Annotated in this window: 9 protein-coding genes; 5 read left to right on the forward strand and 4 right to left on the reverse strand. The window is 63.3% G+C overall.

The genetic code is table 11. The features are described 5' to 3' along the window. Positions 1-391: 391 nt before the first annotated feature. Positions 392-1711: an MFS transporter gene (locus ACODSZ_RS13015; protein WP_034350929.1), complete on the forward strand. Its 1320-nt coding sequence runs from the start codon at positions 392-394 to the stop codon at positions 1709-1711. Between the two features lie 248 nt (positions 1712-1959). Here the strand turns inward: ACODSZ_RS13015 and ACODSZ_RS13020 are convergent, their stop codons facing one another. Then, positions 1960-2319 carry a response regulator gene (locus ACODSZ_RS13020; protein WP_488927746.1) on the reverse strand — a complete coding sequence of 120 codons (360 nt, stop codon included), beginning with the start codon at positions 2317-2319 and terminating at the stop codon, positions 1960-1962. A 228-nt stretch (positions 2320-2547) separates the two neighbouring features. On the opposite strand from ACODSZ_RS13020, the gene ACODSZ_RS13025 reads away from it, so the two are divergent. The 4 genes from ACODSZ_RS13025 to ACODSZ_RS13040 are packed head-to-tail and all read left to right on the forward strand — an operon-like array spanning position 2548 to position 5531. Next, positions 2548-3831, forward strand: a complete 1284-nt coding sequence (locus ACODSZ_RS13025; RefSeq protein WP_488927747.1) for a PP2C family protein-serine/threonine phosphatase — start codon at positions 2548-2550, stop codon at positions 3829-3831. Continuing rightward, a complete protein-coding gene (locus ACODSZ_RS13030; RefSeq protein WP_008331662.1) occupies positions 3828-4391 on the forward strand; it encodes a SiaB family protein kinase in 564 nt (187 codons plus the stop codon). Before ACODSZ_RS13025 ends, ACODSZ_RS13030 begins: the two co-directional genes overlap by 4 nt. 28 nt (positions 4392-4419) lie before the next feature. Next, a complete protein-coding gene (locus ACODSZ_RS13035; protein WP_008331657.1) occupies positions 4420-4809 on the forward strand; it encodes a DUF1987 domain-containing protein in 390 nt (129 codons plus the stop codon). Then, entirely contained in the window at positions 4809-5531 is a 723-nt protein-coding gene (locus tag ACODSZ_RS13040; protein ID WP_241820929.1) for a GGDEF domain-containing protein, read from the forward strand. The genes ACODSZ_RS13035 and ACODSZ_RS13040 overlap by 1 nt, the downstream gene beginning before the upstream one ends. Positions 5532-5591: 60 nt before the next feature. Here the strand turns inward: ACODSZ_RS13040 and ACODSZ_RS13045 are convergent, their stop codons facing one another. From ACODSZ_RS13045 to ACODSZ_RS13055, 3 genes are all read right to left on the reverse strand, one after another. Continuing rightward, entirely contained in the window at positions 5592-6227 is a 636-nt protein-coding gene (locus tag ACODSZ_RS13045) for a response regulator transcription factor (protein WP_175344216.1), read from the reverse strand. Positions 6228-6502: 275 nt separating this feature from the next. After that, positions 6503-7477 carry a diguanylate cyclase gene (locus ACODSZ_RS13050; protein ID WP_008331651.1) on the reverse strand — a complete coding sequence of 325 codons (975 nt, stop codon included), beginning with the start codon at positions 7475-7477 and terminating at the stop codon, positions 6503-6505. Continuing rightward, positions 7474-12000, reverse strand: a complete 4527-nt coding sequence (locus ACODSZ_RS13055) for a CHASE domain-containing protein (RefSeq protein ID WP_488927748.1) — start codon at positions 11998-12000, stop codon at positions 7474-7476. The genes ACODSZ_RS13050 and ACODSZ_RS13055 overlap by 4 nt, the downstream gene beginning before the upstream one ends. Positions 12001-12112: the final 112 nt, after the last annotated feature.

Here is a 12112-nt window from a genome sequence, read left to right on the forward strand (position 1 = left end):
GACGCGCGCCTTGCCAACACGCCTTCTGGGGGCAACGCATCTCGCAGATTTAATGTGAACAGGCCCTAAACTTCACATCGGCCTGAAACCGTCAGGGATGCTGCTAGGTCCGCCAACGACGGCAAGAAATGCTGCATTGCGGAAGCTTCGCCGCTTTTGGGGTATCATTGGGCAAGTTTCGACGCCAAATCGTATTTCTTCGCTTTACGTTTTCCGCTGAATCTGTCCTTCGCAGACATGCCCAGCACTGTCCCGGCATGCCCTCTGCGCTTACCCGACCGAACAAGTTGAAGCAGGCCATCCGGCTGGCTGCGGCATTGCCATGGGTTCGCTGATCCTGTGGCGATGCTGGCGGCGCTCCGGATAGCCGCTTTGCTGCTAGTGAACCATCATGACCACTTCTGCCCGATCTGCTGAATTGACCGGGGCTCTGAACGAGTCCCGGCATCGTCCGCTCACTTCCTCCGACTACCGCACCCTGGGCCTGTCCGCCTTGGGGGGCACGCTGGAGTTCTATGACTTCGTCATCTACGTGTTCTTCGCGGCGGTGGTCGGCAAGCTGTTCTTCCCGGCCGACATGCCGGAATGGCTGCGCATGCTGCAGACCTTCGGCATCTTCGCCGCCGGTTATCTGGCGCGCCCGGTGGGCGGCATCATCATCGCCCACTATGGCGACGTGATCGGCCGCAAGCGCATGTTCACGCTCTCGATCTTCCTGATGGCGGTGCCCACGCTGGTGATCGGTCTCTTGCCGACCTATGCCAGCATCGGCGTGGCCGCGCCCATCCTGCTGCTGTTGATGCGCACCCTGCAGGGTGCCGCCATCGGCGGTGAAATGCCGGGTGCCTGGGTCTTCGTGGCCGAGCACGTGCCGGCCAACCGTTACAGCTTCGGTGTCGGATCGCTCACTGCCGGCATCACCGGTGGCATCTTGCTGGGGTCGCTCATGGGCATCTTCATCAACAGCGTCTATGGCCCGGCTGAAGTGGCGGCGTATGCCTGGCGCATTCCCTTCATTCTCGGGGGCGTGTTCGGCTTGGTGTCGGTGTATCTGCGTCGCTATCTGGAAGAGACCCCGGTGTTCCGCGAGCTGGCTGCACGTCGCCAGCAGTCCAATGAACTGCCCTTGAAGACCGTGCTGCGCGAACACCGCGCCGCCAGCTTGCTGACGGCCGGCATGACCTGGTGCCTGTCGGGCGCGGTGGTGGTGGTGATCCTGATGACGCCGTCCTATCTGCAGACCGTGCATCACCTGCCGGCCAAGCTGGTGATGCAGGCCAACTGCGCCGGCACGCTGATGCTGACCTTGGGTTGCCTGGCCATCGGCTGGCTGTGTGACCGCATCGGCACGCGCGTCAGCATGATCATCGGCTGGGGTGGCCTGGGACTGTCGACCTGGTGGTTCTATGGTCAGTTGCCGGGTTCGCCCGCGTCGCTCATCGCGGGCTATGCGCTGGTGGGCCTGTTCGTGGGCAGCATTTCGCTCACCCCCATTGTCTCCACCCGTGCCTTCCCGCCGGCGGTGCGCTTTACCGGACTGTCCTTCGCCTACAACATGGCTTATGCCGTCTTCGGCGGGCTCACGCCGGTGCTGATCTCGCTGTGGATCAAGGCTGACCCGCGAGGTCCGGCGCTGTATGTGATCGGCCTGTCCATCCTGGGGGTGCTGCTGGCCTTCGTACCGATGAGCAGCAAGGGCTACCGGGCCTGATCGCAGGCGCGAACGCAAAAATGACCAGGCCCGGTAGCGCAAGCTGCCGGGCCTTTTTTTTCTTGATGATGCCGTGGACGTGCAACGCGGCCAGCGCGCCTTCTGGGGGCAACCCTCCGGGAGAGGCCGCCAAGCGTCGCCTGCCGTTGTTGCAGCTCCTTGCCGTGGCACCACCACGGCGCGTCGTCGCGCCTAGGCAGTCAACGCTTGGCGACCTCTCGCACTCGCAGATTTAATGTGAACAGGCCCTAGTTGACCAGTTCCCGCTTCAGTTCGGAAATCAGGGCGGGATGCAGCGCGCCGGCACAGAGGAAGGCCGGCCATTGTCCCTTGACCAGATCCATCTCGCGTTCATCGCGGCACAGCAAGATGACCGGTACGTCGGCCAGCTGCTTCTGTGCCTTCAGGTAATGTGCCAGACGCAGACCGCTCATGCCTTCCATGGCCAGCTGCGCCAGTACCACGTCGGGGCGGTCCAGCGCGATGTGTTCGATGGCATCGTTGCCGCTGCTGGCGATCTGGATGTCGATGTCGTTGATGGCCAGCCATTCGGTCAGCGCGCGGCTGACTTCGGGCTGGCTGGTGGCAATCAGGGCGGTCTTGTGCATGAGTGGGCGCTCCATCAGTCATGAAGTCATGGGACAAGCTCATCATGCACTGCGGGCAACATGGCCGCCATCGGGGTTTTCCTGAGCGGTGGCTCAGCTCATGCTGCGTCCGGTAAGACGCATCGTGTCGCACAATTGGTTAATTGTCGCCTGACAGCGTCACATTGTTGTCACAGGAATGAAATATGATCCGCGGTCTATCCAAAAATCACGACGCGGGCGAGCACGGTGGAAAGTCATTTCAGTCTGACTCCGGCGACAGGGAGCAAGTTGTTCCAACCGACAGCGGGAGCGCTGGCGGTACAGGTGCCGGTCGTCCAGTTCGATGAGAACAACGCTGCCGTCCTGGAGATCTTCGGCCAGCACAAGGAGCTGGTCAGTCTTCCCGTGGTGGAACGGCAGCGGCCCATCGGTCTCATCAGCCGTCACATCTTCATGTCCCAGATGTCCAAGCCGTATCACCGCGAGCTGTACGAGCGCAAGAGCTGCATCGCCTTCATGGACAAGAACCCGCTCATCGTCGAGGCCGCTACCCCCATCGAAACGCTGGGCGCGCTGGCCGTGGCCTCGGGCGACAAGACCCTGGCTGACGGCTTCCTGATCGTCGAGCAGGGCCAGCTGGCCGGCTTGGGCGCGGGCCTGGCCCTGATGCGTGAACTGGTGAGCATGCAGGAAGAAAAGAACCGCCAGGTCATGCAGAGCATCGATTACGCCAGCGTGATCCAGCGCGCCATGTTGAGCGCCTCGCGCGCCGCCATGACCGAGGCGCTGGCCGATGCCTGCCTGGTGTGGGAGCCACGTGACGTGGTCGGCGGCGACTTCTATCATTTCGAAGCGCATCCCGGTGGCTGGTTTGCCGCCGTCGCCGACTGCACCGGTCATGGGGTGCCGGGTGCCTTCCTGACCCTGATCGCCTCATCCTCGCTGAAGCAGGCACTGGAACTGCATGGCCCGCACGACCCGGCGCGCCTCCTGCGCGAGGTCAACCGCAGCATGAAGCGTGTGCTCGGGCAGCACGGCCAGTCCGACAAGCCCTCCGAATCGGACGATGGCATGGACGCCTGTTTCTTCTGGTTCGACAGTGCCACCCGCACCCTCACCAGCAGCAGTGCCAAGATGCCGCTGTTCCTGCTGGTGGCCGATGGCACCGAAGTGCTGACCATCGAAGGCAAGCGTGTCGGTCTCGGCTATGTCGACACCCCCGACGACATGCAGTGGGATAACCACAGCCAGCAGCTGGCACCGGGGACCATGATCTTCGTCTGTACCGATGGCGTGATCGACCAGATCGGCGGTCCCAGGAACATCGCCTTCGGCAAGCAGCGCCTGCGCCGCACCCTGCTCGAACACGGCCACCTGCCGATGCCGGCGCTGGGGCGCGTGGTCATGGACATTCACAGTCACTATCAGGGGACGCAGCGGCGACGCGATGACATCTGCTTCTTCGGTGTGCGCCTGGCGGCGGCGCTTCAGGATTCTCTTCAAGACTCTCAACACGGAACACAGGCATGAACGGTATCCAACAGGAGTGGGCTGAGTTCCACAGCTATGTCGCCCGGCGCGACATTGTCTTCTACTACGTCGGCTATTTTTCCCAGACCATCATCGCAGCCATGGCCGAGGCCGTGAAGCTGCGCGCCGAGCACACCGGTGCACTGGCGCAGACGCGGCGCAAATTGTTCTCTTCCTTCATCGAGATGGCGCAGAACATCGTCCACTACTCGGCAGATCTGCACGAGAAGGAAGGAAAAGTCACAGAGCCGCCCATGCGCCATGGCGCGGTCTACATCACCCAGACCGATGGTCGCTACTTCCTGCATTGCGCCAATCCCGTCGATGCCGAGATGGCCGACAAGCTGCGGGCGAAACTGGAACACCTGCGTTCGCTGACCAATGACGAAATCAAGGCTGCCTACAAGGAAATGCTGCGCACCGAGACACCGCCCGACAGCAAGGGTGCCGGTCTGGGTTTCCTGACGGTGGCGCGCGATGCCAGTGCGCCGCTGGACTTCGAGTTCTCCCAGCCGGCCGCCGATGGCGCGCAGACCTTCTATCTCCGGGCCACCATCTGAGGGCCCGCCGCCTCTGACACACGACACCATGGACAACTTATTCATCGCCGCCAGCGCCAGCTCCCCCGAGGTGGATTTCCGCTTCGACCAGCGCACGCTTTCGCTGAAGGGCGAATCCTACCCCGAGAATGCCGCCCAGTTCTGGGGCGAGATCATCACCACGCTGCGCCGCTTCCTGGCCGACGATGAACACGGCGGCACCATCACCGTCAACGTGGCGCTGGCCTACTTCAACAGCTCCAGCACCAAGATGTTGTTCTCGCTCTTCGACGCCCTGAACGAGAAGGCCGAGAGCGGAACCGAAGTCGTTCTGAACTGGTACCACGACGAGGAAGACGACACCATCTTCGAATTCGGCCAGGAGTTGCAGGAAGATTTCGCCGCGCTGGTCTTCCACGATCACGCGGTGCAGAGCTGATGGACCGCGACGATCTTTTTGCGGCCGAAGCCGAGGCCCTGCACCGTGCTACGGCAGTACTGGCCGATCCCGCCAGCGCCCCGGCCAGCCATCGCGCGGCGCTGGAGGAACTGGTGCAGCACTATGGCCAGCTGATGCGCCAGAGCCGTCGCCTGATCTCGCGCAGCGACCGCACCGAGCGCGAGCTGAACCTGCTCAATGCGCGACTGCAGCAGTTGAGCGATGAACTGGACTACAAGGCGCGGCACGACAATCTGACCGGCGCCCTCAATCGTGGCGCTGTCTTCGAGCGCGCACACCAGATCCTGGAACAATCGTCGATGTCGCTGATCGTGCTGGACATCGATTTCTTCAAACGCATCAATGATGAATTCGGCCATCCGACCGGCGATGCCGTGATCCGCGAACTGGTTGGTCGTCTGCGCACTACGCTGGCAGGCAACGGCGTCATCGGCCGCGTGGGTGGCGAGGAATTCACCATCCTGCTGGCCGGGGTGGCGCTGGAACAGGCAGTGACCCTGGCCGGCAGGATCCGCCAGGCGATTGCCGGTGAACGTTTCCAGTGCCTGTCGGCGCGGCCGGTCACCTCCAGCTTCGGAGTGGCCTGGGCCACCGCCGGCAGCGATTTTGAAGAAGCCTATGCCCGTGCCGACCAGGCCTTGTATCAGGCCAAGCGCGGTGGGCGCAATCGGGTGGAGTCCGAGGATACGGTGACCGGCTGAAGCCCAGCGCCCCTCATCGTGCAGGGGCTCGATGAGGCGAGCGACCGCCCGCAGGCGCCTTCAGTAGCGCGTCATGGCCGCCACCAGCGCGGCCAGCGAGTCGGCATTCATCTTGCGCATGACCTGCTGGCGATGGGCCTTCACGGTGCGTTCCGAGGTGCCCAGTTCGGCGGCGATCTGCTTGTTCAGCCTTCCCTTGACCAGACGTTCCAGCACCTCGCGTTCGCGTCGCGTGAGGGTCTTCAGGCGCGCGTAGTGTTCCTGTCGCTGCTGCATCTGCGGACCGGATTCATCGAAGGGCATGAGCGCGCCCCGGAAAGCTTCCACCAGCTGCTGCCGCACCATGGGCTGCGCGCCCTGTTCACTGGCCGCGCCGGGGAGGGCACGCGGGCCGGCATCGTGGTGCCCGCTGTACATCTCCTCCGGTGCATTGGCGGCGGTATGGCCGGTGATGACGATCAGGGGCCGGCCCAGTTCACGTTCATCCAGCAGCGAACGCAGGCGCCGCGCGTCGAGATTCTGCATGTGGACTTCCAGCACCAGCCCGCCAGGGGCGCTGCCGGTCGTGTGCTGCAGAAACTGGGCCGCCGAGGAATGGTGGGCGACGTGGAATCCGGCGGCCTCCAGCAGGCGGACCAGCGGGCCACCCAGAGAGTCTTCACCACCGACGATGTGAGCGAGATGTGCAGTTGTCATGTTTTTCTTCCTTGACCGATACGGACGCATCGAACGGGTCTAATGGGCTTCACCGCTCCCTCGTCAGGCAGACTGCTTTCCTGGGACAAGGACATGCGGGAAGAAAAACGCAGTTTTACCGGGATGTCGAAAATAGTCGACGCTGGCTGAAATTCAGGCCAGTGAGTTCAAATTTATTCGAATATTTCCTCGTTATTTTTCGAGATGCCGCTGCGGTGCAGCGTGCAGCGGCCTCTTCGCAGACGTGTGGGGAGGTGTTCCTGCCGTGGCTGGCTTCAACTTGCGGGGACGGGTGCCGTGTCGGTCCGGCTCACTGTCTGCCCGTATACCTGTGCTCGTCCGTGTGCCTTGGCCTGATACAGGTTCTGGTCGGCCAGGGCGATGAGCGAGGCGGGGCTGCTGCTGTGGCCTGGCGCATCCACCGAGGCCACCCCGATGCTCAAGCTGACGTATTGACCGACCTCCGACCTGGCATGGGGCAGATGCAGCCGGGCCACGGCGTCGCAGACGTCGCGTGCCAGCTTCATGGCCTGATCGAGACCGGCCATGGGCAGGATGCAGGCGAACTCCTCGCCGCCATAGCGTGCCACGCAATCGTAGCTGCGGTGGAAGTTGCTGCGGATGGCGTGCGCCACTTCGGCCAGGCATTGGTCGCCAGCCTGATGACCGTAGTGGTCGTTGTATTTCTTGAAGTAATCGATGTCGATCATCAAGAGTGACATGGCTTGGCCGGAGCGCTTGCACAGCTCCCATTTCTCGGCCAGCTCGCTGTCGAACTTGCGACGGTTGAACAGGCCCGTGAGCGAATCGGTGACGGCAATGTTGCGATAGAAATCCGATTGCAGCTTCAGGGTCAGGTGCGTCAGTACGCGTGCCTTGAGCACGGTGCCGTTGATGGGCTTGCTGATGAAGTCCACGCCGCCGGCATCGAAGCCCTTTACCTCGTCTTCCTCGCTTTTCAGGCCGGTCAGGAAGATCACGGGGATGCCCAGCGTGACGGTGTTCTGCTTGAGCCGTTCGCAGGTCTCATAGCCGTTCAGTCCTGGCATGTTCACGTCCATCAGGATCAGGTCCGGTACGACCTTCTCGCTCAGCTCGATGGCCTGCACACCGCTGGTAGCCATGAAGATCTCGTAATCGCCTTTGAGCAGGGCATTGGCCAGGCGGATGTTGATGGGCTGGTCGTCGCACAGCAGTACGCGCGGGCGGCTGCCGCGCAGGGACGAGAGTTCTTCGAGGATGCGTTTCAAGTGGATTCTCCGAAGTGATGATCGAGATGGGCCAGGGCCGCCGGGAAATCGAGTTTCTCGATCAGTTCCCACAACTGCTGGTAGTAGGGTTGTCGCATCAGCCCATGGCGCTTGCCGATGGCTTCGGCCAGATCCAGCGCTTCAAGGTTGCTCGACGCTAACAAGGCGTGCAGCTGCTGCCTGTCAGGAAAATCGGTCGCCTTTGTCGCGGCCGGCAGCTCTCCTGCATCGGCCAGCGGCAGCCCCGCCGGCGATGGATCGCGCACCCCTTGCAGTGCCTGTACGGCCAGTTGCTGCAGGACTACGCCGGCATCGCGCCGCACTGCGCCCTGTTGTTCATGCCAGCCTGCTGCACGGGCAGTGAAAAGGGCATCGGGCGACTCTTCCCGTGCAGCGCGACATGCGTTCTCGATGTCGGCGAAATACGCGGCCAGGCCGCTGGCCCCGATGGTGGCGCACAGGCCCTTGAGGGCATGACTGCTCTGGCCGATGTCTACTGCCGAGACCTGCGTCAGCGCCGCCTCATATTGCGTGAACAGCCGCTCCAGTTCCGCTCCGGCAGCATCCAGCGTGGTACGGTAGACGTCGCTGGCCTGACGGAAGCGCCGCATCACGTCGGCGTGCTGCTCGACCTGCTGGCGGTCGGCGGGCAGGGAGACGGCGCTGGTCTCGGTTGGTGCGCGTTCTTGCGGGGCGGCGGGGCGATCGTGCTGCAGGTGCGACAGCAGGGTAGGGACCAGTGTACTGACGTCGATGGGTTTGGCAATGTGGCCGGCCATGCCGGCATCGATGCAGCGGCGGCGATCTTCCGGCGAGGCATTGGCGGTCATGGCCAGGATGGGGATATGGCGCAGGTCCTGCTGGCGACGGATGCGCCGGGTGGCTTCGATGCCGTCGATACCGGGCATCTGCAGATCCATCAGAATTAGGTCGAAATGGCGCTCGGGATCGCTGGCCAGGGCTACGCCGGTGCTGCCGTTGTCGGCGCTGGTGATGTGCGCGCCGCATAGCGACAGCAGACCGCTGGCGACCTGACGGTTGACGGCATTGTCTTCCACCAGCAGGATGTGCACGCCTTCCAGTTCGCGTGCGCCCTCGCGCACGGCTGGGGAATCGGCATGCGGGCTGGCCTGGTCCGCGCGCGCCTGCGATAGCGGCGTGGCATCTTCGATCTGCATCGGCAGGTCGAACCAGAAGCGGCTGCCGCGTCCCGGTTCGCTGCTCACCTGCAACTGTCCGCCCATGAGCTGCACCAGATGGCGGCTGATGGCCAGACCCAGGCCGGTGCCCCCATAGCGGCGGGTGGTGGAGGCCTCGGCCTGGGTGAAGGCATCGAAGATGTCCTGCAGGCGTTCCGGGGCGATGCCGATGCCTGTGTCGCACACTTCTACCCGCAATATCAGCTGCTGCGCGTTGCTGCCCGGCAGGCGCGTCAGCTGTACGTCGACTCGTCCCAGATGGGTGAACTTGAGCGCATTGCTGATCAGGTTGACCAGCACCTGCTGCAGGCGGTAGACATCGCCCACCACGCGTTGCGGCAGCTCGCCGTCCAGTGCGATGTGCAGACTCACGCCTTCCTGGGGCGGGCTGCCCGCCAGGATCGCGGTGAGATCGTGATGCAGTTTTTCCAGCGAGAAGGCCTGCAGTTCCAGCAGTACCTGGCGGGCATCCATCTTGGAAAAATCCAGCAGGTCATTGAGCAGATTGAGCAGCGACCGTGCCGAGATTTCGGCCTTGTTCAGGTAGTCGCGCTGGGCCGGTTGCGGCTGTGTCCGTTGCAGAAGCTGGATCATGCCCAGCACGCCGTTCATGGGGGTGCGGATTTCATGACTGACGCTGGCCAGGAACAGGCTCTTGGCCGAACTGGCCTGCTCGGCCTTCAGACGCGCCTCGACCAGGTTGTTTTCGAACTCGATGCGCTGGGTGATGTCCAGGTTGATGCCGATCACCCGTACCGGCGCGCCCATGCCGTTGCGGTCCACGTGCGCCCGAGCCTGCACGAAGCGGATGCTGCCGTCCTCGCGCTGCACCCGAAACACCGGTTCGAATTCTCCGGTACCGGCCAGCGCCGCCTGCAGGGCTGCTTCCACATAGCCGACATCGTCGGGATGCACGCGACGGCGCCAGCCGTCATAGGTGGTGACGTGGCCGCTGCGACCATCGCCGATACCGTAGATCTCGGCGATCTGGCGGTTGAATTCCAGCGTATCACTGTGGCGGTCCCACACCCACACGCCCAGCTTGGCCACTTCCGCAGCCAGCATCAACTGGTCGCGCGCGGCCGCCAGTTCGGCTTCCTGCTGGCGTTGCAGGCTCATGTCCATGGCGATGTAGAGATCGCCGATATGGCGCTGGCGGTGGTCCAGCATGGAAGTCTGCTGACGCGTGACGGGCAGAGTCACGCCATCCTTGCGACGATAGCGCAAGTCGCTCACGGCCTTCTCTTGCGCCGTTGCCCGGGCGCCGATGGCCGGACTGTTGAGACGGCCCGAGAAGGCTTCTTCCTTCATCTGACCGATCACTTCCTCGGCCGGATAGCCCAGCATGCGTTCAGCGCCGCGATTGAAGAGAGTGATCACGCCATCCGGTGCGGTGGCGATGATGGCCACACCGGTGGCCGAGCTGAGCACGTTGTTGAGCAGGGCATTGGCCTGCTGTACCTGGTCCAGCAGGGACTGGTTCTGGGCCAGTGCATCGCTGAGCTGGTTGCGGTTGTGGGTGATCTCGGTCACATCATGGGCCACGACGTAGAAGCCGATTACATCCCCGGCTTCGGTGATGTCGGGGATGTAGGTGGTCAGGACGTGCTTGTAGCCGTTGACGGCATGGGTGAAGGTGCGCTCGAAGATCTGTTTTTCGCCGGCCAGCACGGCATCGATGTAGGGCAGGGCACTTTCGTAGAGCTCCGTTCCTACCAGGTCCAGCATGTACATGCCGGTGATTTCACCATGTGCCCGTCCGAACACTCGCTCGTAGGAGGCGTTGGCGAAACGGTTGATGAGATGCTTGTCCCAGTAGCCGACCAGCGAGGGCATCACGTTGAGCACGGTCTGCAGCATGGTCTTGGCCTGGTGCAGCGCATGGGTACGCTGCTGCACAGTCAGTTCCAGTTCTTCGTTGATGCGGTGCAGCTGGCGTTCGATGCGTTTCTCGCGCGTGATGTCGCGCAGCATGAAGGCCTTGCCGATCTGTTGCCCGGCACGGTCGCGCAGCGGGAACATCAGCGCCGAGGCATAGCGCAACGCCTCCCCGTGCAAGCTGACCACGTGAGGCTCCTCCTGCTGACCGGGGGCGGGACTGAAACCTGTCCCCGGCTGCCGGGTGTTGCTGCGCTGGTCCAGTTCGCGCAGCGTTGCCTGCGCGGACAGGGCCGTGCCCAGTGCCCGATCTTCCGAAAGGCCCAGGGTATCGGTGGCACCCCGGTTCCAGGAGGTGATCAGTCCATGGGCATCGGTAGTGACGATGGCGTCGGGCGAACTGTCCACCACGGCGGCCAGCAGTGCGCGCGCTTCCTGCAATTTGCCTTCGCGGGTGGAAAAGACCTGGTAGGCCAGCGCGATGGCCAGGATCAGCATGGTCAGCGTGCAGCAGGAGAGCAACATGGCGCGGTCGCTGATGAACTGGTGCGCCTGCGCGTATTCCGGGGCGGCGCGGATCACCAGTTTCCAGGCGCGGCCATAGAGCGGCAGGGCGGTATCGAGGGTGACGGCGCCATCGATCTGGTCGAATCCGCCGCTGCGGAACAGTTCGACCGCAGGTGCGTCGCTGGCCACGTCCTCCACACGGATCTGCAGCGAATGGACGTTCCAGCGCCGGCTCAGTTCGGACAGGATGTCGTGTACCGACAGCGGTGCGTAGGCCCAGCCGATGATTTTTTCCCGACGCTGCTCCATGGTCGGCGGAGTGACCGAGCCGGCATAGATGGGCAGCAGGAAAAGATAGGCATTGGCGGCAGTGCCTTGCTTCTGTACCAGGCTGATCGGCGTGGTCAGTTCGGCGCGGCCGGTCAGCATGGCGTGGTCGGCGGCCGAGCGGCGTTCGGGCGAGGAGGCGATGTCCAGACCCAGGGCTTGCCGATTGGGAACGATGGGCTCGATGTATTCGATGACGTAGCGTTCACCGGGATTGTGGGTGAGCTCGGTGATGCTGGAAAACAGCATCTGCTCCTGGCGTACCTTCTTCTCATAAGCCGGCAGCGCGGCCAGCGGCACATGACGGATGAAGCCGAAGCCGCCCGCCCAGGGGAACTCCTGGGCCAGATCGCGGCTGTCCATGTAGCGCAACAGTTTCTCGCGGCTCAGTTCATCCGCGCCGATGGCCAGGATGGCGCCACGGGTACCGCGCAGGCCGTGTTCGTAGCGGCGCAACAGGGATTCGATGTCGTCGCGGATCCAGCGGCTGTCCAGTGCCAGACTGGCCTGTACTTCCTTCTGGTTGAGTTGCGACAGGCCGGCCACGCCCGCCAGCAGCAGGCTGAAGGCGACGAGCAGGAACAGGCAGGTATTTCTCGTGATTCTGGTCATGATCAATATTGTTATGGTGGAACAGCCTCGCGTCCCCCAACGCGAACGGGCGCCCAGCGCCCTGTCCTGCCGATTGCATCAGTCCCGGGTCGGGCTGGCAATCAGGAAATTC

The organism is Herbaspirillum sp. FG34, from assembly GCF_057809315.1.